Raw genomic sequence first — 24,215 nt, 5'->3', positions numbered from 1 at the left:
AAGACAGGGAGCGCGCGCATGAGCTTGGACGGGACCTACGACCAGGGGAACATCTTCGCCAAGATCCTCCGCGGCGAGGCGCCGGCGGCCAAGGTGTTCGAGGACGACCACGTCTTCGCCTTCATGGACGTCTTCCCCCAGGCCAAGGGCCACACCCTGGTGATCCCCAAGCGCTCGGAGGCGCGCAACCTGCTGGACGAGGATCCGGCGGTGCTGGCGCCCCTGATCCTCGGGGTGCAGCGGGTGACGCGGGCGGTGCGCGCGGCGCTCAATCCCGACGGCATCGTCGTCACCCAGTTCAACGGCGCCCCGGCCGGCCAGACCATCTTCCACCTGCACTTCCACATCATCCCGCGCTGGGAGGGTGTGCCGCTCGGCCGCCACGCCGGCGGCGGCATGGCCGACCCGGCCGAGCTCAAGGTGCTGGCCGAACAGATCGCCGCCAAGATCAGCTAGGCTGAGGCCTCAGCGCGCCTCCCAGAGATCGATCCCGCAGGGCGTCTCGCGGCCGAAGCACTCGCCGTCCTTGGCCTTGTGGTCGCTCGTCCGCTCGGCGTGCCAGCGCAGGTCGTAGCTGTGGTCGCGCCCGAAGCGCGGCGTGACGGAATAGGTCTCGCCGTGATTGATCCGGTAGTGGTCGAGGATCAGTCGGTCGCCGTCGTTGCGGTCGATCACGCTGACGATGGCGTCGGCCTGATCGAGGTTCGTGATCTGCACGCCCGGCTCGTCGGCGGCCGCGACGCCGCCCCCGATCAGCACCAGGGCGCCGGCGAGGACCGCCGCCGTCCGCTGCATCGCCTTTGTCCGCTGTCTCATGGTGCGGGCCTCCTGGAAGACAAACGTCCGAGACCGCCGCCTTGAGCCGCGAGCGCGATCCCCATCGTTGACAGGAAGCCTGAAGTCGGACGCTCCTGACGCGGCGGCGCGTCCAGAGCGCCCGATCGGACGGAGGATGAGGACGATGATCACGGTGTGGGGCGGACAGACTTCGCGATCGCTCCGGGCCGTCTGGGTCCTGGAGGAGATGGGCCTTCCCTACCGCCTGCGGCCGGTCGACATGCTGGCGGCGGAGCGGGACCCGGCCTGGCTCGCCGTCAATCCCGGCGACTTCCTGCCGGCGATCCAGGACGGCGACGTCACCATGGTCGAGTCCGTCGCCATCATGGAGTACCTGATGGGCCGCTACGGGCCGACGCCGCTGCAGCCCGCGCCCGACGATCCGGCCTTCGGCGCCTACCAGCAGTTCCTCCACCTGGGCGAGGCGGGCCTGGCGACCCTGATGATGGTCCCGCTGGTCAGCGGCTTCCTCGCGCCCGAGGCGGAGCGCGACAACTGGAGCGCCCGCTGGGCCCGCGACTGCGTCGAGCGCCGCCGCCTTCTCGTGCAGCGCCAGCTTCAAGGCGCGCCCTACATGGCGGGCGACAGGTTCACGGCCGCCGACATCTCGGTGAGCTACGCCCTGCGCCTGGGCGGCAATCACGGCTTCGCCCTCAGCGACGCCGAACAGGCCTACCTCGCCCGCACCACGGCCCGCGACGCCTATAAGCGCGCCTACGAGCGCTCGCACGAGGGCGTGGCGGCCTGAGCCGGACGCGCCTGGACCGCGCGCCCGTCGCGCGGGCATGCGCCGGCGCCGAGGTCCGGGCGGGCCCGGCCTCGTGGCGGAAGATCTGGAGCTTGGGAGGTGAATTCCGCGGCCTCAGCGGCGCGGCGGGCCGGTGGCGCGGCGCGTCGGCGGGATGTGCGCCGGCCGAAGGGCCGGGCTGACGCCGGAGAGGGCCAGGGCGGCCGAGCCGGCCAGGCGATCGCGCAGCGGCGTCCTCGGCGGCGGCGGCCGGGCGGGCGACGGCGCGGCCCGGGCCAGGAGCTGTTGCAGCGCCGGCAGCTCGGCCGGCCCAAGATCGGATAGGGGCGAGGGCAGGGCGGCGGCCTCGGCCGCCACGCCCTGCAGGGTGTTCAGGAAGAGGGGCAGGCTGGCCCGCTCGGTTTCGCGGTCGCGCTCGCGGTCACCCTCGAAACGCTCGCGCTCGGGCCGCGCCTCGATGGCCTCCGCACGCTCCGCCTCGGGCCGCTCCGTCTCGGGACCGACGCCCTCGGCGATCGCGCCCTCCCGCCGCAACCGAAGCTGCAGCGCGGTCGCCACCCGCACGGCGAAGAAGCAGCGCTCGAACAGGCCGAACATCTCCAGCCTCTCCCCGCCATCCTCCGCCCGCTCGGCCGCCGCGCCGAACGCCATCCCCAGCCGATAGGCGCAAGCGCTCATCTCGCTGAGCATCTCGGACGTGGCGGGGGTGGTCGGCATGGAGAGAACAAAGATAGAACATCCGTTGCAGTTGCGCAAGCTCCATGCTTCCGCAGACGGGGCGTTCGCATCGACCTCTCGATGCCGGGATCTTCACCGTGGGTTCGAGTCCGCGAGTCCGCTAAGAGCTCGGCGCAGGCGCTTCCTCAGAGTTCATATGAGCCCCCGGGTCACCGCAAAGCTATTCGCCGGACTTACGGCGGTCGTCGTGGCCTTCCAGCTGGCGCTCGCGCTTGGCGCGCCCTGGGGGGCGTTGGCCATGGGCGGCTCGGTCCCCGGCGTCTACCCGCCCGTCATGCGAATCATCGCGCTGCTTCAGGCCGCCATCCTCGCCAGCCTCGCCCTCGTCGTTCTCTGCCGGGCAGGTGTCGTGCTGCGGTCTTGGCGCGCGGCGAGCCGATGGCTCGCCTGGGGCGTGGTCGCGTTGCTGGCCGGCGCGAGCATCCTGAACCTCATCACCCCGAGCGCCGCCGAGCGCGCGATCTGGGCGCCTGTCGCCGTGGCCCTCTTCATCGCCTCTCTGCGAGTGGCGCTCAGCCGCTAGAACGGCAGCCCCGTTCCACCCCGCGGCGTCATCGCTGATGTCCGTGGCGAGCCCCCGGCGCTGGTGGCAAGGCTCGTCCGCTCAGCGCCAGAAGCAGACACTGGAGGATGGCCGAGGAGATGACGCTGAAGCTGAACGAGCTTGCGGACGGGTTCTCAGCGGTCACTGCTTAACGATGACGACGGAGACATTGCCCGGGCTCTCTAGCCCGTGCCGAAACTCTGCCTCGTCGCGAATGAACCCGAGGTCGTAGATGACGAACATGATCCTCTCGTACTTCGCGGAGTACGAGCGGATGTCCGCGTTGATTTCATCGATCACTGCCTTCACGCGCAGGGCGTCCTTGACGATCTTCACTTCCACGGCGGTTGAGAGGGGCGCGAGGATGAAGTCGGGAACGACCTCCTTCGCGGAGACCTTCACCCGCCCGGTCTCGCGGTCGTAGTCCTGGCCCTTCTGGAGGCCACGCCCGATGAGAAGTTGTTCAAGCGCGTTCTGGACCTCCCGCTCGTTCGCGGGCGGCTCGAACATGGCGCTGCGCAGCCGGGCCTGGATGAAGTCGCGGAGGGCCGAGAACTCGTCCTCCACCTTTCCGGCATGCTTCTCAAGGATGCTCCGAAGCAGGCTCACGTTGGCGTAGATGCTCTCGAAAAACGCCTTCTGCTGGGGCGCTACCGTGTCGCCCGGGCCCTTCAACTTGCTCAGGTCGTAGGCGTCCAAGATCGGCGGAAGCGCCATCCTTGACGCGATGTGGCGGAGGATCTGATCGTACTTCCGGGCGAACTCCCTGTAGCCGAAGTACTTCCAGACGTACTCCGGATCGTCAGAGCGAACGGCTAGCTCCATCGCCCTCTGCAGGGCGAGCGTCCACTGCAGGAACTCCCGCACCTCTTCCTTGCTCGCGGACATGCTAGGCGTCCGGATCCCTTGAAGTTCTGGTCAGCTCAATGTCGCCCGTCGTGCCCCGGTCGGTGAAGTACCTGATCTTGGCCTTGCCGGGCGCGGTGATGTCGTATTCGAGCGAGGCCATCCCCTCGTGGGGCGAACTGCGGTGGCGCACCTGGGCGTCGGGGTCGCTGTTGTAGGTGTACCAAACCTTGAAGCAGCCGATGTCGCGGAAGGGCTCCAATATTGCCCGCGTAGATCGCGACGTGGACTCGCCGGTCTTCAGCCGGACCGTCGTCTTGAACAAGCCCTGCCTTATCCAGACCGTCGCCTCGATGGGCGCGATGTCCTTCCCCGTCTGGGGGTCGATCCAGTTCGACAGCAGCTTGCCCTCCCAGCGCCCATTCAGGTCAGGGAACACGCGCCGGCCGAGGGCCGGGACCGCGTTCCACAACATCCGCCACGTGGCCGTGAAGGCGAGCGTCGCCACGGTGCCGAGCCCGAAGACGACGGGGGAGATGAGGTCAAGCGGCGAAGCGTGCTGACCGGTGAACGCGACGTGCAGACCGTCCCAGGCCCAAGCCGCGAAGAGGGTGGTGGCGACGATGAGCGTCAGCCGCCAATTCGCCGGCAGAAGCGACCACATCAGGCGTCGCCGAGATGGGCGACCACCGCCTCCGCGAAGGCCATGGCGTCAGCCCAAGTCCACGCCTGCTCCTCAGTGAACAGCTTCTTCAGGCCGTTCACCTCCAGCATCCCAGCCGCCGTGTTCTCGTCGCGCACCATCCACTGGAGCCGGCGGGCGATCCGGCGCACGCGCTCGTACATGTCGTCACCGGAGACCGTGAAATAGCCGTCCTCAACATTCCAGACGAGGCTCTCGACGAGGAACGACGGGACCTTGGCGTGCAAGAGCCCTCGCTGGGCCAGGTCGCCGCGCAGGCGCTTGAAGATGCGGACCTGCCGCTTGAATTGGTGACCTGTACCCGCCCGCTTCGCGACGCCGCTCGCGCGGTGGTGATCAGGGTAGTTGATGGTCCAGCGGCCGTCTTTCGACAGCAGGGCGACACCCTCGATCGTGTTGTACCGAGCCTCCCAGTCCCACCACATGATGTTCTGGTAGCGGACGGCAGGAACGACATCGATCTCGGCGCGCGTCCCGCGCAGGCCCTTCACGCGGATCGCCTTGTTGCCGGGCGTCACATTCCTCTTGCCGAAGGCCTCTCCGAGCAGCGTCTCCAGCTCCCAACGCAGCATCGTGAAGAGTTGGTCGAAGCTCCACGAAGAGTCCGTCAGCCCGAGCAGAGAGCGCGCGTACGGGACCGTCACGTTGGGATGGTAGTCGACCTTGATCAGAGGCAGTTGCACCCGCAGGTCAGCGTCCGCGTCCAAGCGAGTGTTCGTATTGTTGTGGTACGAGCCTTGCGGCTGCACCGTCGCTCCCTGCTCCCGAAGCCACACGCTCCCGGCGATAGCCTCTCGCACCATGCGCTGCGCCCGGTCCAGGGTGCTCTCCTCCGTCGTGCTCGCCGGCTTCTCCCAGTGCTCAAACCGCGCGTTCCACTCGCGCCGCTGGCGGTATTTCTCAAGGCCGCCGAGGCCGCCGAGGTAGCTGAGTTCGCCGCTGAGAGCTTGGGCGAGAGACGACGTCATGGGCAGCCCTAGGCCGGTGGCTGGAGGCGCGGGCGAGGCGACGAGGCGGGCGAGCTCCGACAGGGAGTTCGTCTGGCCGGTCATTCGGGCGAGGTCCGAAAAGGCGGAGAGCGCGTTCGGCGGCGGGTCGGTAAATCGGGCAAGCCCCGAGAGTTCGGAGAACGGGTCCGGCCCGAGCGGCCCGCCCAGGCCCCTGCGGAAGGGGTTGTCGTCGGTCATGGTCGATCCAGCTTCGCCACTGATCCTACCAGATGAAACCGCCGGAGTCCCAATTCTAGAGGTGCGGCAGTCCAGGCACACAAGATGTTGTGGATCGGCGGGGCTAGCCGAGGTCAGGCCGCCAATGGGCCCGCGCACCCCCAGCTTCAGCCCTCTTTCCCTCGGCGGACCTATCGAGGGTCGGCAATGAGTCACCTCCCGCCCTTCCTCCGCCGCCACAGCCCCCCGCACGCAAAAGGCCCGGGGTTTCCCCCGGGCCTTCTGACTGTCTCAGCTCTCCGTAAGGCGCCCTACGGCTCCACGGCCTCCGGCTCGGCGTCGGCGGCGGGGTTCTCGACGATCGGGGCGCCGGGTTGGCGTTCGGCGCCTTCGATCTCGAAGGCCAGCTTGCCGTCCTTGAGCACCACCTGGACGTGGCCGCCCTTGACGAGGCGCCCGAAGAGGATCTCGTCGGCCAGGGGCTTCTTGATGTGCTCCTGGATGACGCGGGCGAGGGGACGGGCGCCGTAGAGCTCGTCGAAGCCGTTCTTGGCCAGCCAGTCGGCGGCCTCGTCCGAGGTCTCGATGGTGACGTGGCGGTCGGCGAGCTGGGCTTCCAGCTGCATGACGAACTTCTGCACCACCTGGCGGATGATCTCGGGGCTGAGGCCCTTGAAGGCCACGACCGCGTCCAGACGGTTGCGGAACTCCGGCGTGAAGACCCGCTTGATCGCTTCCTCGGCCTCGTCGTCCTGCTTGCCGCGGCCGAAGCCGATGGCGTTGCGCTGGGCGTCGGTGGCGCCGGCGTTGGTGGTCATGATGAGGACCACGTTGCGGAAGTCGATCTTCTTGCCGTTGCTGTCGGTCAGCTGCCCGTTGTCCATCACCTGCAGGAGGATGTTGTAGACGTCCGGGTGGGCCTTCTCGATCTCGTCGAGCAGGACCACGGCGTGCGGGTGCTGGTCCACCGCGTCAGTGAGCAGGCCGCCCTGGTCGAAGCCCACATAGCCGGGAGGGGCGCCGATCAGACGGCTGACCGTGTGGCGCTCCATGTACTCGCTCATGTCGAAGCGCAGGAGCTCGATGCCCAGCGTCGCGGCGAGCTGACGGGCGGTCTCGGTCTTGCCGGTGCCGGTGGGGCCCGAGAAGAGGTAGCAGCCGATCGGCTTGTTGGCGTCGCGCAGGCCGGCCCGGGCCATCTTCATGGCCGCGCTGAGCTGCTCGATGGCGTCGTCCTGGCCGTAGACCGCGCGCTTGAGGTCGCTCTCGAGCTGCTTGAGCGCCTCGGTGTCGGACTTGGAGACCGACTTCGGCGGGATGCGGGCGATCTTGGCGACCACCGCCTCCACTTCCTTCAGGCCGATGGTCTTCTTCCGCTTGCCCTCGGGCAGCAGCATCTGCGAGGCGCCGGCCTCGTCGATGATGTCGATCGCCTTGTCGGGCAGCTTGCGGTCGGTGATGTACTTGGCCGACAGCTCCACCGCCGCCTTGATGGCGTCGTTGGTGTAGCGGAGCTTGTGGAACTCCTCGTAGTAGGTCTTCAGGCCCTTGAGGATCTTGATGGTGTCCTCGATCGTGGGCTCGTTGACGTCGATCTTCTGGAAGCGCCGGACGAGGGCCCGGTCCTTCTCGAAGTGCTGGCGGAATTCCTTGTAGGTCGTCGAGCCCATGCACCGCAGGGAGCCCGAGGCCAGCGCCGGCTTGAGCAGGTTGGAGGCGTCCATCGCCCCGCCGCTCGTGGCGCCCGCGCCGATCACCGTGTGGATCTCGTCGATGAACAGCACCGCGTCGGGGTGGTTCTCCAGCTCCTTGACGACCTGCTTCACGCGCTCCTCGAAGTCGCCGCGGTAGCGGGTGCCGGCCAGCAGCGCGCCCATGTCGAGCGAGAAGATGGTGGCGCCGGCGAGGACGTCGGGCACCTGCTTGTTGACGATCTTGCGGGCCAGGCCCTCGGCGATGGCGGTCTTGCCGACGCCGGGGTCGCCCACCAGCAGCGGGTTATTCTTGGTCCGCCGGCAGAGGATCTGGATGCAGCGCTCGACCTCGTTGGCGCGGCCGATCAGCGGATCGACCTTCCCCTGCTTGGCCTTCTCGTTGAGGTTGATGCAGTAGGCCTCGAGCGCCTCGCCGCCGGTCTTGACGGTGGGCTTCTCGTCGTCCTCGGCGCCCTTGACGGGCTTGGCCTCGGCGGCGCCGGCCTTCTTGGCGATGCCGTGCGCGATGTAGTTCACCGCGTCGTACCGCGTCATGTCCTGCTCCTGCAGGAAGTAGGCGGCGTGGCTCTCGCGCTCGGAGAAGATGGCCACCAGCACATTGGCGCCGGAGACCTCCTCGCGGCCGGAGGACTGGACGTGGATGACGGCCCGCTGGATCACCCGCTGGAAGCCGGCGGTGGGCTTGGCGTCCTCGCCGTCGTCCACCACGAGCGAGCGGAGCTCGTTGTCCACATAGTTGGTGAGGGTCGTCCGAAGGGAGGCCAGATCAACGTCGCAGGCCCGCATCACGGAGGCCGCGTCCTCGTCGTCGACGAGGCTTAGCAGCAGGTGTTCGAGCGTAGCGTATTCGTGCTTGCGCTGGTTGGCGTAGGCGACTGCGCGGTGAAGGGACTCTTCGAGCTGGCGCGAGAATGAAGGCAAGAGCCTCTAATCCTTTTCCATGGTGCACTGCAGCGGATGCTGGTGCCGCCTGGCCGTATCAACGACCTGCGCGACTTTTGTTTCCGCCACCTCGTAAGTGTACACGCCGCACACACCGACCCCGTGTTGATGCACATGCAGCATGATGCGAGTCGCGTCTTCGCGCGACTTGTTGAAGAACTGCTCAAGTACATAGACTACAAATTCCATAGGAGTGTAGTCGTCGTTCAAGAGCAGAACCCGGTACATTGAGGGTTTCTGCGTCTTCGGCTTGGTCTGAGTGACCACCGCCGTTCGAACGCCCGTGGCCTGATCACCTTGTTTGCGTTCGGCCATCGAACGGTTCTCCTGGCGTCGTCGAACTCGCCGCCCTCGTCAATTAGATATGGAAAACCTTGCCGGATGGAAGGGCCGAATCGTCACGGGCGCCCTGATTGAGATCAACTGCGGAAAAAAGCGGCGAGGGGGCGCCTCACTCGGCTTTCGGATTACCCTTCAGGCGTAGGATGCGTCCGGAGGTCACCGCCTCGGCGCCGAATCGGGCGCGCAGCGCATCGATGGTGCGCTCGCTGGCGAGGGCCCGCCGCTCCTCGCCGGCAAAGAAGTCGGCCTCGACGGCGCCGGCTTCCACGAGGTCGGCGACGCCGATGCCGATCAGCCGCCAGGGCTTGCCGCCGGCTTCCCTGGCCAGCAGCTCGCGGCCGACGGCGAACAGGGTCTTGGCCGTCTGGGTCGGCACCGGGATGGTCCGCCGGCGGGTGACGATCTTGAAGTCGGTGGCGCGCAGCTTGAGGGTCACGACGCGGCCGGCGAGGCCGGCGGCGCGGGCCTGGCGGGCGACCTTCTCGCAGAGCGGGGCGAGCTTGTCCTCGAGATCGGCGAGGGCGGAAAGGTCGGTCTCGAAGGTGGTCTCGGCGCTGATCCCCTTGCGCTCCTCGTTGGGATTGACCGGGCGGCTGTCGCGGCCGGTGGCGAGCTGGGCGAGCCTGAGGCCATGGGCGCCCCAGCGCTCGGCCAGCGCCTTGGGATCGGCGCGGGCGAGGTCGCCGACCGTGCGGTAGCCGGCCTTCTCCAGGCTCGCCGCCATGGCGGGGCCGACGCCGGGCAGGATCCCGACCTTGCGGGGCGCGAGGAAGCCTTGCGCCTCCGCCGCGCCGATCACCGAGAAGCCGCGCGGCTTGTCGAGGTCCGAGGCGATCTTGGCCAGGAACTTGTTCGCCGCGAGGCCGATCGAGACGGTGAGGCCGGTCTGGCTTTCGATGCGCGCCTGCAGACGGGCCAGCGTCAGGGCCGGCGGGGCCTGATGCAGTCGCTCGGTGCCCGAGAGGTCCATCCAGGCCTCGTCGAGGGAGAGGTTCTGGATCAGCGGGGTGAGCTCGCCGGCCATGCCGAGGATGCGGCGGCTCTCGGCCTTGTACTTGGCGAAGTCGGGCTTGATGACCACCGCCTCGGGGCAGGCCTTCAGCGCCTTGAACATCGGCATGGCCGAGCGGACGCCGGAGATGCGGGCGATGTAGCAGCAGGTGGTGACCACCCCGCGCTTGCCGCCGCCGACGATCACCGGCCGGTCGCGCAGCTCGGGCCGGTCGCGCTTCTCGACGCTGGCGTAGAAGGCGTCGCAGTCCATGTGGGCGATGGCGAGGGCGCCGAGCTCCTCGTGGGCGACGATGCGCGGGCTGGCGCAGGTCGGGCAGCGCCGGACCGGCTCCTCGCCCGTCCAGAAGCAGTCGCGGCAGAAGGCCTTCATGTCGGCCACAGCCAGGCCGCGCCGCGCACGCCGGAGGAATCGCCGTGCGCCGCCTTGACCACCGGCGTCGCGAAGACGTCGGAGAAGACGTGCGGGGCGATGGCGGCGGGCAGGCGGTCGTAGAGCGCGTCGAGGTTGGACATGCCGCCGCCGAGGACGATGACGTCCGGGTCGAGGACGTCGCAGACCAGGGCGAGGCCCCGGCCCAGCCGGTCGACGTAGGCGCGGAGGGCGGCCACGGCGGAGGGCTCGCCGGCCTGGGCCGCGGCGACCACGGCCGCGCCGTCCGCTCCGGGCTTCCAGCTGCGGCCGAGGCCAGAACCCGAGACCCACAGCTCCAGGCAGCCGCGGCGGCCGCACCAGCAGTCCGGGGCCGGCAGCTCGTCGGCCTTGGGCCAGGGCAGGGGCGCATGGCCCCACTCGCCGGCCACGCCGTTGCGCCCAGAGAGGGACTGGCCGTCGACGACCACGCCGCCGCCGCAGCCGGTTCCGAGGATGACGCCGAACACCACCCGCGCCCCCTGGCCGGCGCCGTCGGTGGCCTCGGACAGGGCGAAGCAGTTGGCGTCGTTGGCGAGCCGCACCGGGCGACCGAGCGCCGCCTCGAGGTCGGCCTGGAGCGGCCGGCCGTTGAGGTGGGTGGAGTTGGCGTTGCGGATCAGGCCGCTGACCGGCGAGACCGAGCCGGGGATGCCGACGCCGACCCGCGGGGCGCGGGCGCCGGCCTGGCGCTCGGCCTCGGCGACGAGGTCGCGCACCGTCTCCAGCGCCGCGTCATAGGCCTTCGGCGAGGGCGCGCGGACGCGGGCCAGGAAGCGGCCCTGCGCGTCCAGCGCCGCCGCCTCGATCTTGGTGCCGCCGAAGTCCACGCCGATGCGGATCATCGCCTGCCTATACCTGATTTGTTCGGCTCATCTGAGCCGCGTCCTGGTGGGGCTCGCTATGGGGGATCGATTCCCGCTAAAGCCTTGCTTCATCCAAGTCGCCGATCCTCGGGCCCCATGACAGCCACCGTCCAGACCGTCGCCGCCCAGGTCCAGGGCCGGGTGCAGCGGCTGGGAGACGCCTTCGCCTCCCTGTCGCCGGCCCAGGTGATCGCCGCGGTGTTCGCCTTCGCCGTGGTGCTGATCCCCGGCTCGGTGTTCAACGACCCGGACACCTTCTGGCACATCGCCGCCGGCCGCTGGATGATCGAGCACCGGGCGGTGCTGAAGACGGACGTCTTCTCCTACACCTGGGCTGGCAAGCCCTGGGCGAGCCACGAATGGCTGGCCGAGATCGTCATGGCGGCCGCCTACATGGCGGGCGGCTGGACCGGGGTGATGCTGCTGTTCGCCGCCTCGCTGGGCCTCGCCGCCTGGCTGCTGGCGGGCGGCATCGGCCGCTGGATGGGCCCGCTCGGCCAGGCCGTGGCCCTCACGCTGGCCCTGTTCGTCATCGCCCCGACGGTGCTGGCCCGGCCGCACCTGCTGATGCTGCCGATCCTGGTCGCCTGGACCCGCGAGATGCTGGCCGCCCGCGAGGCGCACCGCGCGCCGCGCTGGTGGTTCGCGCTCTTCATGCTGGCCTGGGCCAACCTGCACGGCTCCTTCGTCTTCGGCTTCGTCCTGGCCGGCGGCTTCGGCCTGGAGGCCCTGGTCGCGCGCGGCGCCGACCGCCTCAAGGTGATCCGCGACTGGGGGATCTTCGGCGCGCTCTGCATCCTCGCCGCGCTCGCCACGCCGCACGGGATCTCCGGCCTGATCGCGCCCTTCGACATCATGTTCATGGGCACCCTCGACCAGATCATCGAGTGGAAGCCGGCCAACTTCTCGAAGTTCACGCCCTTCGAGGGCGCGATCCTCGTCACCCTGCTGATCTGCCTCGCCAAGGGCGTGCGCGTGCCGCTGGTCCGCGCGGTCCTGATGCTGTTCATCTTCCACATGGCCCTGCAGCACCAGCGTCACCAGCTGGTGGTGGCGGTGATCATGCCGCTGCTGCTGGCCGAGCCGATCGGGCGCGCCTTCAACCGCCAGCCGGGCAGCGTGGCCATGACCCGCGCGGGCAGCATCATGCTGGCGGTGCTGGCGCTGGGCTTCGCCGGCTGGCGGATCGCCGACCCGGCCGTGCGCAAGGACGACGGCATCACCCCGGTCAGCGCGCTGGCCCACGTGCCGCCGGAGCTGGCGGCCCGGCCGGTGTTCAACGCCTACAACTTCGGCGGCTATCTGATCTTCAAGGGCGTGAAGGTGTTCATCGACGGCCGCGCCGACATGTACGGCGACGCCTACGTCAAGCGCTACAGCCAGGCCAACAAGGGCGATGCGGCGACCATCGACAAGCTGTTCAAGCAGTACGACATCGCCTGGGTGATCACCCAGCCCAAGGAAGGCGTCGTCGAGGTGGTCTCCAAGCGGCCGGGCTGGAAGAAGATCTATGGCGACAAGTACGCCGTGGTCCTGGCCCGCGAGGATGCGCTGCCGAAGGCCGCCGGGCCGGCGCCCCAGGCTAAGCCTCAGCCCAAGCCCTAGCCGTGGATCGCCGCCTCGATGGCGGCGGCGAGGTCGGCCCAGTCGTCGATGCGCGGGTGGCGCTCGGGCGCAGCCGGCGCCAGCGGCCGCAGCCGCTCGTCGGCGACGTGCTGGAAGGTCGCCGTGGCGGGCGCGTGCTCGGCCACCGAATCGAGGTTCGGCAACAGGTCGTCGACGAAGGCCGTGCGATGCGGCGTCTGGGCGACGATGCCGCGGGTGATCGGGCCCTTCGGCCCGGAATTGAGGATCAGGGTGTGCGGCAGGCCATGCTTCCTCAGCCACTCGCCGCGCAGCCGCTCGGCCTGGGGCGGGGCGTTGGAGAGGATCAGGATCTCGGCCCGCCGGTTGAGCCCCTGCAGCGCCGCCGCCGCGCCCGGGACCGGCTCGATCTCGGCGCAGTGGGTGGCGAAGAAGTCGTCGAACAGCTTCTGGCCGGTGGCGAGGTCGAGGTGCTCGGTCCCGCCCCTGGGATAGATGTTCTGGAAGAGGGCGAAGCGGTCGATTCGGAAGTCGTAGCCGCGCTCGGCCAGGAAATCGCCGAAGCCCTTCATGAACAGGCCCAGCACCTCGTCGACGTCGACGATCACCAGCGGCCGCTCGCGCGACAGGCCCAGGGTCTGAAGCGAAGGGGCGGTGCTGGGGGCGGGAGAGGAAGCGGACAAGGCGACTCCGAACGCGGCTAACGAAGTTTAAGGATATCGCGGTGATGAATGCGCGAAAGGTGGGGTGGGCCGAAAGACCGCATCCCGCAAAACAGCGCCGGGTCGGGAATGGCCAAGAAGGTCCTCATCGTCGAGGATAACGAGCTGAACATGAAGCTCTTTCATGATCTGCTCGAAGCCCAGGGGTACGAGACCCTTCAGACCCGCGAGGGTCTGCAGGCGCTTGCGTTGGCGCGCGAGCATCGCCCCGACCTCATCCTCATGGACATCCAGCTGCCGGAGATCTCGGGACTCGAGGTCACCAAGTGGCTGAAGGAAGACGACGAGTTGGCCCATATCCCGGTGGTGGCGGTGACCGCCTTCGCCATGAAGGGGGACGAGGAGCGCATCCGCGAGGGCGGCTGCGAGGCCTACATCTCCAAGCCGATCTCGGTCTCCCACTTCTTGGACACCATCCGCCGGCTCCTGGACTAGCGCCATGACGGCCCGGATCCTCGTCGTCGACGACATCGAGGCCAACGTCCGGCTGCTCGAAGCCAAGCTCGCCTCCGAATACTACGAGGTGCTGACCGCCAGCGACGGGCCGACCGCGCTCGCCGTCGCCGCCGCCGAGAAGCCCGACATCATCCTGCTCGACGTCATGATGCCCGGCATGGACGGCTTCTCCGTCTGCCGCCGGCTGAAGGACGACGCCGAGACGCGCCACATCCCGGTGGTGCTGGTCACCGCCCTCGACGGCCGTGGTGACCGCGTCGCCGGGCTCGAGTCGGGCGCCGACGAGTTCCTGACCAAGCCCATCGACGACATGATGCTGTTCGCCCGGGTGCGTTCGCTGACGCGCCTGAAGGCGGTGATCGACGAGCTGCGCGAGCGCGAGGCCTCCGGCCGGCGCATGGGCGTGATCGCCGGCGCGCACGTCCGCCTCGGCGGGGCAGGGGGCCGCATCCTGGTGGTCGACGACCATATCCGCCAGGCCCAGCGCGTGGCGGCCGAGCTTTCGGTCGAGCACCGGCCGGTGGTCGAGACCGAGCCCGACAAGGCCCTGCTCACCGCCAAGGGCGCGGTGGACCTGATCATCCTCAACACCGCCGCGCGGGGCTTCGACGGGCTCAGGCTTGCCGCCCAGATCCGCTCGGACGAGCAGACCCGCAACGTGCCGGTCATCGCCGTGGTCGACTTCGACGAGCGGCCGAAGGTGATGAAGGCCCTCGAGATCGGGGTGAACGACATCCTCGCCCGGCCGATCGACCCGCAGGAGCTGGCCGCTCGGGCCCGCACCCAGATCCGCCGCAAGCGCTACACCGACTACCTGCGCGACAACCTCGACCAGTCGCTGGAGCTGGCGGTCACCGACCAGCTCACCGGCCTGCACAACCGCCGCTACATGCAGGGCCGGCTGGAAGCCCTGGCGCGGCGCGCCGCGGCCGGCGGCGAGCCGGTGGGCTGCCTGGTCATCGACATCGACCACTTCAAGAAGATCAACGACAGCTTCGGCCACGAGGTCGGCGACGAGGTGCTGCGCGAGTTCGCCGTGCGGCTGGCATCCAACGTGCGGGCCATCGACCTGCCGGTCCGCTACGGCGGCGAGGAGTTCGTGGTGGTCATGCCCGACACCTCGCTGGACGTCGCCCAGCGCATCGCCGAGCGCATCCGCCTGCACGTCGCCGGCTCGCCGTTCCGCGTCCTCGGCGGCGAGGAACTGCTCAGCGTGACCATCTCCATCGGCGTCGCCGCCACCGCCGGGGCCGACGACACCCCCCAGGCCATGCTCCGCCGCGCCGACGCGGCCATGTACGAGGCCAAGTCCCAGGGCCGCAACCGCGTCATCGCCCGCGCGGCGTAGGGGCATCCTCCCCCTCCCGCCGCTTCGCGGGGGAGGTAAGGGGGCGAGAATCAAAAACGCCCGGCTTTGGGCCGGGCGTTCTCAAATCAGATCAGCGAGTTGGCGATCTTACTTGATCTTGCCTTCGCGGAACTCGACGTGCTTGCGCGCGATTGGGTCGTACTTCTTCAGCACGAGCTTGTCGGTCTTGGTGCGGGCGTTCTTCTTGGTCACGTAGAAGAAGCCGGTGTCCGCCGAGGAGTTCAGGCGGATCTTGATGGAGGCGGGCTTCGCCATGGGATACCTCGGGCGGGGCCGGCTGCGCGAAGCGCCGGCGGGTGTTCGAAAGAGCGGCGGAAAATACGGATCGCGGCTCCAAAGTCAATGCCGGCCAAGTCTTTCCGTGACCGGCTAGTCCATGGCCATGTAGGCGGCGAAGGCGTCCTTGTAATCCGAATGCCAGCGCGAGAGGGCTGGGCGGTTCTCGATGATGTCGCCGATCGCCCAGGCCATCCGCTTCTCGTCGGTGCGGCGGTCGACGTCGTTGTCGGGGCAGAGGATGTAGAAGTCGCCCCTGGCGAGGGCGTCGATCATGAAGTCGACGACCTGTTCGGCGGTCCAGGCCGCGGCCGGCTTCTCGGCGCGGCCGGTGATGCCGGTGAAGGTGAAGCCCGGAATCAGCAGGTGGGCGCTGACCCGGCAGCCGTCCTTCTGGCGCAGCTCGTAGGCGAGGGCTTCGGTGAGAGCCTTCACCGCCGCCTTGGCGACATTGTAGGCGGCGTTGCCGGGCGGGGTGGTGATGCCCTGCTTGGAGCCGGTGTTGATGATCATCCGCGGCGCGTCGTCGGCGGTCATGCACGGCACGAAGGCCTGCAGGCCGTGCTCGACGCCCCAGAAGTTCACGTCGATCAGCCGCCGCCAGGCGGGCAGGTTCTCGCCGACGCCGCCGGGGTTGAGGCCGATGCCGGCGTTGTTCATCAGGATCGAAGGGACGCCGAACTCGGAGACCACGCGCTCCTTCACCTGCGCCAGGCTCTCGGCGTGGGCGACGTCGCAGCCGGCGGCCATGATGTCGGCGGGACGGCCGCACAGGCGCGAGACCTCAGAGGCCGCCTCCTGCAGCGGCTCGCCGGGCAGGTCGCAGAGGACCACCTTCATGCCCGCCTCGGCGAAGGCCTTGGCGGCGGCGAGGCCGATGCCGCTGGCGCCGCCGGTGATCACCGCCACCTTTCCCGGACCGACGGCCGGCAGCTTGGCGAGGTTGGGATTGGCGGCCATGCGGCGCTCCGGGTCTGGCGGCGGGTCAGAGGTGGCCAAATCTACAGATGGGAGGGCCGCATACCCCCGTCCTTGAAGCGGAGGAAGGGCTTCGGCCGGTTCGGATCGCGCATCCGCTCCACCGATTCCTTGATCATCATGCGGGTGACCTGCGGCAGGGGCAGGGCCTGGGCCTCGTCGAAGTCGACCCAGGCGATCTCCTCCAGCTCGCCGCAGTCGGCCTGCCGGTCCAGGCTCATCAGCCGCTCGGCGTCGGCCACCAGGAACCAGGTGTCGAAGCGCTTGCCGACCGCCGGCGGGGTGATGGCGCGGGCGACCACGTCCAGCGCCTCGAGGTCGGGCAGGGCGCCCTGTTCGATGAACTCGCGCCAGGGGCCGGCGGCGGGGCGCTGGGGCGCGGGCCTGGCCAGCAGCAGCCCGGCTTCCTCCCAGGTCTCGCGCACGGCGGCGAGCGCCAGGGCGCGGCCCTTGCCGGGCTTCAGATAGGCGTCGAACACCGCCGAGACGTCGTGACGAAGATCGGTGGCGAAGGGGGCGCGGTAGTCGGCCCGGTCGATGCGGCCGCCGGGAAACACCCAGCGGTCGGGCATGAAGGAGTGGCCGCCGTGGCGCTTGCCCATCAGCACGCGTGGCTTGGGCCCGTCGCGGCGGATGATCATCACCGTGGCGGCGCTCTTCGGGCGGACGGCGCGGGCCCCGGGGACGCGCGCGGGCCCTTCCGGCTTGAAGGGCTTGGGTTCAGGTTCGCTCATGCGAACAACTGTATGACCGCGCCGAGCCGGGTGGAAAGGCTGTCCTCGCGGAAAGTGGCCGAACGGCCGCCTGTCGTGGGCCCTTACTTCCTCGGACCGCCGCGCTTGCGGCCATTGCGGATGTTCTTCGGCCGGCCCGGCTTGCCGGGGCGGTGCGCGCCGCCGGGACCTTTGCCGCCGGGACCGGGGCGCCGGTCGCCGCGTGCGCGCATGCCGAGCCGCGGGGCGGGCATGGAGCGGTCGGCAGGCGCCGGCTCGCTCAGCATCTCGAAGAGGAGGCCGCCGGTGAGCGGCGTCGCCTCGCGCAGACGGACGCGCACGGCCATGCCCAGCGGCCAGCGCGCGCCGGTCCGCTCGCCGACCAGGGCGTGGGTGCGATCGTCGTGGACGAAGTACTCGCCGCCGAGGCTCGACACCGGCACAAGGCCGTCGGCGCCGGTCTCGGCCAGGCGCACGAAGAGGCCGAACCGGGTGACGCCGGTGATCTTGCCGTCGAACTCCGCGCCCACGCGATCGGCGAGGAAGGCGGCGATGTAGCGGTCGGTGGCGTCGCGCTCGGCGGCCATGGCGCGCCGCTCGGCCATGGTGATCAGCTCGGCCGTCTCCTTCATGGTGGCGACGTCGCGTTCGGTCAGCCCGTCGTCGCCGAGCTTCAGGGCGGTGATCAGGGCGCGGTGGACGATGAGGTCGGCGTAGCGGCGGATCGGCGAGGTGAAGTGGGCGTACTTCGCCAGGTTGAGCCCGTAGTGGCCGATGTTCTCGGACGAATAGTGCGCCTGCATCTGGGTGCGCAGGACGACCTCGTTGACGATCTCGGCATGGGGGGTGCCGCGGGTCTCGCCGAGCAGCTTGTTGAAGCGTTCGGTGCGCGGCGCCTCGCCCTTGCTCCAGGGGATTTCGAGGGTGGCCAGGAAGTCGACCAGGGCCTGCAGCTTCTCGAAGCTCGGCTCGTCGTGGACCCGGTAGATCAGCGGGATCTTCTTCTGCTCAAGCGTCTCGGCGGCGCAGACGTTGGCCTGGATCATGAACTCCTCGATCAGCCGGTGGGCCTCCAGGGAGCTGCGCGGGATGATCGAGGCGATGCGGCCCATCTCGTCGATGTGGATCTTCCGCTCCAGGCTCTCGATGGCCAGGGGCGAGCGGGCGTCGCGGCCCGTCTTGAGGCAGTCGTAGGCTTCCCAGAGCGGCTTCAGGATGGGATCGAGGAGCCCCATGGTCTTGCCGTCGGTCTGGCCCTCGATGGCGGCCTGGGCCTGCTCGTAGGAGAGCTTGGCGGCCGAGCGCATCAGGCCGCGCACGAAGCGGTGCGAGCGCTTGCGGCCGTCCTTGCCGAACACCATCCGCACGGCGAGGCAGGCGCGGTTCTCGCCCTCGCGCAGGGAGCACAGGCCGTTGGACAGGCGCTCGGGCAGCATCGGCTCCACCCGGTCGGGGAAGTAGACGCTGTTGCCCTTGTCGCGCGCCTCGCGGTCGAGGGCGGAGCCGGGGCGGACGTAGGCGGCGACGTCGGCGATGGCCACCCAGGCGATCCAGCCGCCGGGGTTCTTCTCGTCGGTGTCCGGCTCGGCATAGACCGCGTCGTCGTGGTCGCGGGCGTCGGCCGGGTCGATGGTGATGAAGGGGACCTCGCGCAGGTCCTCGCGGCCCTTGAGGGTGGGCGGCTCGGCGGCCTCGGCCTCCGCTTCGGCGGCCGGCGAGAAGCCGGTGGGGATGCCGTGGGCGTGGATGGCGATCAGGGAGGCCGCGCGCGGCTCGTCCTCGCGGCCGACCACCTCCAGCAGCTTGCCGCGATGCGGGCCGTAGCGGGCGGCCGGGCCGCTCATCTGGGCGAGGACGAGGTCGCCGTCCTTCAGCTCCGCGGCTTCGGACGGGTCGAGGACGAGGGTGTCCTTGGAGCGCCGGTCCACCGGCTCGACGCGGATCTCGCGGCGCGCCTTGCGGATGACGCCGAGCAGACGATGGGCGCTCTGGCCCAGGCGCTTGATGAGCCGGGCCTCGTACTCCCCGCCCTCGAGGCGCTCGAAGCGGACCAGCAGCCGGTCGCCGAGGCCCGGGGCCTGGCCGGCCTCGGCCTTGCGGCTGGGGGCCAGCACCACGAGCGGCGCGTCCTCGCCCTTGGTCAGGCGGACCAGGAGGTCGCCGTCCGGGTCGCGCTCGACCACGTCGACGACGCCCACCTCGGGCAGGGCGCCGGGCTCGGCGAAGCCCTTGCGGCCGCGGCGGGAAAGGCCGCCTTGGCCTTCCAGTTCGCGCAGCATCTCGCGCAGCGCCCGGCGCTCGGCGCCCTTCAGCCCGAAGGCGCGGGCGAGGTCGGCCCGGTCGCTCTCGCCGTGCTCGCGGATGTAGGCGAGCAGGGTCTCCTTGTCGGGAAGGCCCTGGGGCGTCTTGGCGGGCGGACGGGATTTCGGGGCGCGGGGCTTGGCCATGTGTCCTTACGTCTAGCACCTTTGAACGCCGATTCCTCGGCGCTGCTCCCGAAGCCTGTTGGGCGTTAAGCTGGAGCCATGCTCACCGGATCCCACCGTTTCCCGCGCCAGGACCTCGTCACCTACGGCCGCCCGGCGGCCCAGGCCCTGAAGGAGATCGCCGCCCAGGCCGGGCTGAAGCGGCTGATGATCGTCACCAACCGCTCGCTGGCCAACAGCCTGGCCCGCCAGCTCGCGGCCGAGCTCGGCGAGCTCTGTGTCGGCGTCGCCGCCGGGGTGGGAGCCCATTCGCCGCGCGAGAGCGTGATGGCCGGCGCCGAGGCCGCCCGGCGGCTGAGGGCCGACGTGCTGGTGGCGCTGGGCGGCGGCAGCGTCATCGACGCCACCAAGGTGATGCAGCTCGCCCTCTGGGCGGGTCTCGGCCGGCCCGAGGAGCTGGACCGCTACCGCGCCGCGCGCAGCACGCCCGACCGCATCGACACCGCGCGCATTCCGCCGGGCGTGCGGGTGATCGCCGTGCCGACGACCCTGTCGGCCGCCGAGTTCACGCCCTTCGCCGGGGTGACCGACACGGCGCGCCGGACCAAGGAGGGCTACACCCATCCGCTTCTGGCGCCGCGGGCGGTGATCCTCGACGCCGCCATGACCCGGCACACGCCGGATGCGCTGTGGTTCTCCACGGGGCTGAAGGCCATCGACCATGCGGTCGAGCAGCTCTGCAACCCGCTGCGCGCGCCCTATGCCGACGCCCTGGCCGCGGACGGACTGAAGCGGCTGGCGAGCGGGCTCGCCGCCTGCAAGGCCGATCCGGCCGACCTCGACGCGCGCCAGGCCTGCCAGTTCGGCATGTGGCTGGCGATCAGCGGCGCGGGCGCGGGGCGGGGCCTCGGCGCCAGCCACGCCATCGGCCACACCCTGGGCGGCAGCCATGGCGTCTCGCACGGGATCACCAGCTGCGTGATCCTGCCGGCGGTCCTGGCCTGGAACGCGAGCGCGGACACGGGCCAGCAGGCGCTCGTCGCCGAACTGATGGGCGCGCCGGGCAGGCCGGCGGCCGAGGCGGTGCGCGACCTCGCCCGCGCGCTCGGCCTGCCCACCGACCTGAAGGCGATCGGCATCGGGCCGGACACGTTCCAGGCCATCGCCGAGCACACCATGCACGACAGCGGGGTGAGGGCGAACCCGCGGCCGATCACCGGCCCGCAGGACATCGTCGAGATCCTTCAGCTCGCGGCGGGCTAGGCGGCCAGCAGGAACTCGGCCATGGCCGGGACGGCGGTGCGGTCCTGGATCATGAACAGGTGGCCGCCCTCGAACCACCGGAGGACCGCGCCGGGGATGCGGGCGGCCATCTTCTCCTGGGTCTCGGGACGGGCGATGCCGTCGTAGCGGCCGGCGGCGATCATCACCGGACAGGCGATCTGGGGCAGCCGGTCCCAGGCGTCGTGGAAGCGGCGGGCCTCGAGCTGGCGGTGCGCGCCCATGGCGTGGCCGGGCTCGTCGGCGAAGGGATCGCGGGCGCCCATCTCGACGAGCTGGGCGTAGGCGTCCGGATGCTCGCGGGCCCAGGCCTCGGTGCGGCGGACATCGGAGATCGGGATCAGGTGGCGGGCGCGGGCCTCGCCCTTCAGGTGCTCGATCTCGTGGAACGGGAAGGAGGCGCCGCCGGCCCCGCCCGGCGAGGTGCAGGCGAGGACCAGGCGCTTCACGCGGGCCGGATGCCGCAGGACCAGCTCCTGGGCGACCATGCCGCCGAACGAGACGCCGATCACCAGGGCCTCATCCCAGCCGATCTCGCCCATCAGGGCGGCGGCGTCGTCGGCGTAGTCGGCCATGGAATAGGCCGTGTCGGGCTTGCCGCTCCGGCCCAGGCCGCGCTGGTCGTAGGCGAGCATGTCGAAGGACCGGGGCAGGGGGCCGTCGAAGACGTTGGGCTTCACCCGCAGGTCGCCGCCGGTGCCGGAGATGAACAGGAGGGGCGGGCCCGCGCCGGCCCGCTCCCAATAGATCTCGATCCCGTTGGCGCGGGCGAAGGGCATCAGGCGTCGGCCTTGGCCTTTTTCTTCGGCGCGGCCTTCTTGGCGGCCGGCTTCTTGGCCGCCGCCTTCTTGCCGCGGGCGGGCTTCTTGCCGCCGCCCTTGGCCTCGCGCTCGGCGATCAGGGCCACGGCCTCCTCGAGGGTCAGCTCGGCCGGGTCCTTGCCCTTCGGGATCGTGGCGTTGGTCGAGCCGTGCTTGACGTAGGGCCCGTAGCGGCCGGCCAGCACCTTGATCGGCTGGCCGTCGGCGGGGTGGGCGCCGAGGTCCTTCAGCGCGGTCGGCTCGCCGCCGCGGCGGGCGCTGGCCGCCGCCTTCTTCTCGGCCAGCACGGCGACGGCCCGGTTGAGGCCGACCTCGAAGACCTCGTCGACGCCGGAGAGGTTCGCGTAGACGCCGTTGTGCTGCACGAAGGGCCCGTAGCGGCCGATCCCGGCCAGGATCGGCTGGCCGTCCTCCGGGTGGGCGCCCACCTCGCGCGGCAGGCGCAGCAGGCGCAGCGCCTTCTCGAGGTCCATGGCCGCCGGGGTCCAGCCCTTGGGCAGGCTGGAGCGCTTGGGCTTCTCGCCCTCGCCGAGCTGGACGTAGGGCCCGAAGCGGCCGGCCTTGAGGAAGACCGTCATGCCGGTCTCCGGATCGACGCCGAGCTCGCGCTCGTCGCCGGCCTCGCCGTCCTCGGCCGTGCCGAAGGGACGGGTGTAGCGGCACTCCGGATAGTTGGAGCAGCCGATGAATGGGTTCGAGCGGGAGAGCTTCAGGCCCAGACGCCCCGTGCCGCACTTGGGACAGGCGCGCGGATCGCTGCCGTCCTCGTTGGGCGGGAACATGTAGGGGCCGAGGACCTCGTCGAGCGAGTCCAGCACCTCGCGGGTGCGCAGCTCGCCCATCTGGCCGACCTTGGCGTTGAAGTCGGCCCAGAACTCGCGGAGCAGCACCTTCCAGTCGAGGTCGCCCGCCGAGACGAGGTCGAGCTTCTCCTCGAGGTCGGCGGTGAAGTCGTACTCCACGTACTTGCCGAAGAACTGCTCGAGGAAGACCGTCACCAGCCGGCCCTGGTCCTCCGGCACGAAACGGTTCTTGTCCATGCGGACGTAGTTGCGGTCGCGCAGGCGCTCGAGGATCGAGGCGTAGGTGGAGGGCCGCCCGATGCCGAGCTCCTCCATCTTCTTGACCAGGCTGGCTTCGGAGTAGCGCGGCGGCGGCTCGGTGAAGTGCTGGTCGGCCTTGGCGGAGATGACCCGCGCCTCGGCGCCCTCGCGCACCTGCGGCAGGCGGCCGCCTTCCTCGTCTTCCGGATCGTCGCGGCCTTCCTCGTAAACGGCGAGGTAGCCGTCGAACAGCACCACCTGGCCGGTGGCGCGCAGGCCGGTCTTCCCGTCCGCGCTGTCGAGGTCGATGGTCGTGCGCTCGATGCGCGCGGCCTCCATCTGGGAGGCGATCATCCGCTTCCAGATCAGCTCGTAGAGGCGGCCGAGGTCGCCCTCCAGCCGCAGGCGGCCGGGGTTGCGGGCCAGGCTCGTCGGGCGGATCGCCTCGTGCGCCTCCTGGGCGTTCTTGGCCTTGGTCGAATAGAACCGCGGCTTCTCCGGCACATAGTCCTTGCCGTAGATGCCGCCGATCACCGAGCGCGCCTCGTCGAGGGCTTCGGGCGCGGTCTGCACGCCGTCGGTCCGCATGTAGGTGATCAGGCCGACGGTCTCGCCGCCGATGTCGACACCCTCGTAGAGCTTCTGCGCCGCCTGCATGGTCCGCTGGGCGTTGAAGCCGAGCTTGCGGGCCGCCTCCTGCTGCAGGGTCGAGGTGGTGAAGGGCGGCGGCGGCGAGCGCTTGGCCGGCTTCTTCTCGACGGCGGCGACCTTGAAGCTCGCGGCCTTGACCGCGTCGCGCGCCGCGAAGGCCGAGGCCTCGTTGCCGAGGTCGAACTTGGAGAGCCGCTTGCCCTCGTGCTTGACGAGGCGGGCCGTGAAGGGATCGCCGCCGGCGGAAACCTCGCCTTCGACCGTCCAGTATTCCTGGGTGCGGAAGGCCTCGATCTCCAGCTCGCGGTCGACCACGAGCCTCAGGGCGACGGACTGCACGCGGCCGGCCGAGCGCGAGCCCGGTAGCTTGCGCCACAGCACCGGCGAGAGGGTGAAGCCCACCAGATAATCGAGGGCCCGGCGCGCCAGGTAGGCGTCGACCAGCTCCATGTCGATCTGGCGCGGGTTGGCCATGGCCTCGGTCACGGCGGTGCGGGTGATGGCGTTGAACACCACGCGCTCGGCCGGCAGGTCCTTCAGCGCCTTCTTCTGGCGCAGGATCTCCAGCACGTGCCAGCTGATCGCCTCGCCCTCGCGGTCGGGGTCGGTGGCGAGGATCAGGCGGTCGGCGCCCTTGGCCGCGTCGGCGATCTCGGCCAGCCGCTTGGCCGCCTTGCCGTCCACGTCCCAGGACATGGCGAAGTCCTCGTCCGGACGCACCGAGCCGTCCTTGGCCGGCAGGTCGCGGACGTGACCGTAGGACGCCAGGACCTTGTAGCCCGAGCCCAGGTACTTGTTGATGGTCTTGGCCTTGGCCGGGCTCTCGACGACGACGACGTTCATACTGGCGGTGATCTGTCCCGTGGGCCGGTCGTGCGGCCGAAAAAGAGCCGGAAGGTGGGGGCGCGTCCCGGCCGCTGTCAACGTCCGTTGAGCAGGCGGTCCGGCGAGCCCCCTTAAGGGGGCTCAAGAGAAGGGCGCCGTTGGGACAGCGTTCCAAGACCCGCCGCGGGCTTGCTATGCCG

At 70.0% G+C, this 24,215-nt stretch carries 23 protein-coding genes; 7 read left to right on the top strand and 16 right to left on the bottom strand.

Going from position 1 to position 24,215, the window contains the following annotated elements:
• Nucleotides 1–18 precede the first annotated feature (18 nt).
• A complete protein-coding gene (locus tag DJ017_RS14205; RefSeq protein WP_111529327.1) occupies nucleotides 19–456 on the top strand; it encodes an HIT family protein in 438 nt (145 codons plus the stop codon).
• A gap of 9 nt (nucleotides 457–465) precedes the next feature.
• On the opposite strand, the gene DJ017_RS14200 is transcribed toward DJ017_RS14205, so the two are convergent.
• A complete protein-coding gene (locus DJ017_RS14200) occupies nucleotides 466–816 on the bottom strand; it encodes a hypothetical protein (protein WP_133255459.1) in 351 nt (116 codons plus the stop codon).
• Between the two features lie 145 nt (nucleotides 817–961).
• Between DJ017_RS14200 and DJ017_RS14195 the strand changes: the two genes are divergently transcribed.
• Entirely contained in the window at nucleotides 962–1,585 is a 624-nt protein-coding gene (locus DJ017_RS14195; RefSeq protein WP_111529325.1) for a glutathione S-transferase family protein, read from the top strand.
• Between the two features lie 114 nt (nucleotides 1,586–1,699).
• Here the strand turns inward: DJ017_RS14195 and DJ017_RS14190 are convergent, their stop codons facing one another.
• Nucleotides 1,700–2,302: a hypothetical protein gene (locus DJ017_RS14190; protein WP_111529324.1), complete on the bottom strand. Its 603-nt coding sequence runs from the start codon at nucleotides 2,300–2,302 to the stop codon at nucleotides 1,700–1,702.
• Nucleotides 2,303–2,459: 157 nt separating this feature from the next.
• Here DJ017_RS14190 and DJ017_RS14185 point away from each other — a divergent pair, with 157 nt between their 5' ends.
• Nucleotides 2,460–2,846 (top strand): hypothetical protein, encoded by a 387-nt coding sequence (locus DJ017_RS14185; protein ID WP_111529323.1) that lies wholly within the window; start codon nucleotides 2,460–2,462, stop codon nucleotides 2,844–2,846.
• Nucleotides 2,847–3,008: 162 nt separating this feature from the next.
• Here the strand turns inward: DJ017_RS14185 and DJ017_RS14180 are convergent, their stop codons facing one another.
• The 7 genes from DJ017_RS14180 to DJ017_RS14150 all read right to left on the bottom strand — a co-directional run bounded on the left by DJ017_RS14180 (nucleotide 3,009) and on the right by DJ017_RS14150 (nucleotide 10,849).
• Entirely contained in the window at nucleotides 3,009–3,755 is a 747-nt protein-coding gene (locus DJ017_RS14180) for a PD-(D/E)XK nuclease domain-containing protein (protein WP_111529322.1), read from the bottom strand.
• Nucleotide 3,756: 1 nt separating this feature from the next.
• Nucleotides 3,757–4,377 (bottom strand): Cap15 family cyclic dinucleotide receptor domain-containing protein, encoded by a 621-nt coding sequence (locus DJ017_RS14175; protein ID WP_111529321.1) that lies wholly within the window; start codon nucleotides 4,375–4,377, stop codon nucleotides 3,757–3,759.
• Nucleotides 4,377–5,603, bottom strand: coding sequence for a nucleotidyltransferase family protein (locus DJ017_RS14170; RefSeq protein WP_111529320.1), 1,227 nt, complete (start codon nucleotides 5,601–5,603; stop codon nucleotides 4,377–4,379). Before DJ017_RS14170 ends, DJ017_RS14175 begins: the two co-directional genes overlap by 1 nt.
• 290 nt (nucleotides 5,604–5,893) lie before the next feature.
• The gene (gene clpA, locus DJ017_RS14165; RefSeq protein WP_111529319.1) at nucleotides 5,894–8,218 is read right to left on the bottom strand and encodes an ATP-dependent Clp protease ATP-binding subunit ClpA; all 2,325 of its coding nucleotides are present in this window, start codon (nucleotides 8,216–8,218) and stop codon (nucleotides 5,894–5,896) included.
• A 6-nt stretch (nucleotides 8,219–8,224) separates the two neighbouring features.
• Entirely contained in the window at nucleotides 8,225–8,554 is a 330-nt protein-coding gene (gene clpS, locus DJ017_RS14160) for an ATP-dependent Clp protease adapter ClpS (protein WP_111529318.1), read from the bottom strand.
• 136 nt (nucleotides 8,555–8,690) lie between these two features.
• Nucleotides 8,691–9,965: a DNA polymerase IV gene (locus tag DJ017_RS14155; RefSeq protein WP_111530117.1), complete on the bottom strand. Its 1,275-nt coding sequence runs from the start codon at nucleotides 9,963–9,965 to the stop codon at nucleotides 8,691–8,693.
• Nucleotides 9,962–10,849, bottom strand: a complete 888-nt coding sequence (locus tag DJ017_RS14150; RefSeq protein ID WP_111529317.1) for an ROK family protein — start codon at nucleotides 10,847–10,849, stop codon at nucleotides 9,962–9,964. Before DJ017_RS14150 ends, DJ017_RS14155 begins: the two co-directional genes overlap by 4 nt.
• 117 nt (nucleotides 10,850–10,966) lie before the next feature.
• Between DJ017_RS14150 and DJ017_RS14145 the strand changes: the two genes are divergently transcribed.
• Complete coding sequence (locus tag DJ017_RS14145; protein ID WP_111529316.1) at nucleotides 10,967–12,475, top strand: hypothetical protein; 1,509 nt, start codon at nucleotides 10,967–10,969, stop codon at nucleotides 12,473–12,475.
• Here DJ017_RS14145 and DJ017_RS14140 read toward each other — a convergent pair.
• On the bottom strand, nucleotides 12,472–13,137 hold the full coding sequence (locus DJ017_RS14140) for an HAD family hydrolase (protein ID WP_227000150.1): 666 nt from the start codon (nucleotides 13,135–13,137) through the stop codon (nucleotides 12,472–12,474). The genes DJ017_RS14145 and DJ017_RS14140 overlap by 4 nt on opposite strands.
• 108 nt (nucleotides 13,138–13,245) lie before the next feature.
• Between DJ017_RS14140 and DJ017_RS14135 the strand changes: the two genes are divergently transcribed.
• On the top strand, nucleotides 13,246–13,611 hold the full coding sequence (locus tag DJ017_RS14135; RefSeq protein ID WP_111529315.1) for a response regulator: 366 nt from the start codon (nucleotides 13,246–13,248) through the stop codon (nucleotides 13,609–13,611).
• Nucleotides 13,612–13,615: 4 nt separating this feature from the next.
• Entirely contained in the window at nucleotides 13,616–14,980 is a 1,365-nt protein-coding gene (locus tag DJ017_RS14130) for a PleD family two-component system response regulator (RefSeq protein ID WP_111529314.1), read from the top strand.
• Between the two features lie 108 nt (nucleotides 14,981–15,088).
• Here DJ017_RS14130 and rpmG read toward each other — a convergent pair whose 3' ends face one another.
• The 4 genes from rpmG to rnr all read right to left on the bottom strand — a co-directional run bounded on the left by rpmG (nucleotide 15,089) and on the right by rnr (nucleotide 19,415).
• Nucleotides 15,089–15,256: a 50S ribosomal protein L33 gene (gene rpmG / locus DJ017_RS14125; protein WP_111529313.1), complete on the bottom strand. Its 168-nt coding sequence runs from the start codon at nucleotides 15,254–15,256 to the stop codon at nucleotides 15,089–15,091.
• 114 nt (nucleotides 15,257–15,370) lie between these two features.
• The gene (locus tag DJ017_RS14120; RefSeq protein WP_111529312.1) at nucleotides 15,371–16,237 is read right to left on the bottom strand and encodes an SDR family NAD(P)-dependent oxidoreductase; all 867 of its coding nucleotides are present in this window, start codon (nucleotides 16,235–16,237) and stop codon (nucleotides 15,371–15,373) included.
• Nucleotides 16,238–16,278: 41 nt separating this feature from the next.
• Nucleotides 16,279–16,989, bottom strand: a complete 711-nt coding sequence (locus tag DJ017_RS14115; protein ID WP_111529311.1) for an NUDIX hydrolase — start codon at nucleotides 16,987–16,989, stop codon at nucleotides 16,279–16,281.
• Between the two features lie 83 nt (nucleotides 16,990–17,072).
• Entirely contained in the window at nucleotides 17,073–19,415 is a 2,343-nt protein-coding gene (rnr, locus tag DJ017_RS14110) for a ribonuclease R (RefSeq protein ID WP_111529310.1), read from the bottom strand.
• Nucleotides 19,416–19,493: 78 nt separating this feature from the next.
• On the opposite strand from rnr, the gene DJ017_RS14105 reads away from it, so the two are divergent.
• A complete protein-coding gene (locus DJ017_RS14105) occupies nucleotides 19,494–20,657 on the top strand; it encodes an iron-containing alcohol dehydrogenase (protein WP_111529309.1) in 1,164 nt (387 codons plus the stop codon).
• Here DJ017_RS14105 and DJ017_RS14100 read toward each other — a convergent pair.
• On the bottom strand, nucleotides 20,654–21,454 hold the full coding sequence (locus DJ017_RS14100; RefSeq protein ID WP_111529308.1) for an alpha/beta fold hydrolase: 801 nt from the start codon (nucleotides 21,452–21,454) through the stop codon (nucleotides 20,654–20,656). The two genes, DJ017_RS14105 and DJ017_RS14100, sit on opposite strands and share 4 nt — an antisense overlap.
• Nucleotides 21,454–24,033, bottom strand: coding sequence for a type I DNA topoisomerase (gene topA, locus DJ017_RS14095; protein ID WP_111529307.1), 2,580 nt, complete (start codon nucleotides 24,031–24,033; stop codon nucleotides 21,454–21,456). Before topA ends, DJ017_RS14100 begins: the two co-directional genes overlap by 1 nt.
• Between the last annotated feature and the right edge of the window lie 182 nt (nucleotides 24,034–24,215).

The sequence above is a fragment of the Phenylobacterium soli genome (assembly GCF_003254475.1).
In the GTDB taxonomy this organism is placed as follows: domain Bacteria; phylum Pseudomonadota; class Alphaproteobacteria; order Caulobacterales; family Caulobacteraceae; genus Phenylobacterium; species Phenylobacterium soli.
The sequence above is the reverse complement of the archived record's forward strand: the minus strand, read 5'-3'. Positions and strand labels throughout refer to the sequence as shown.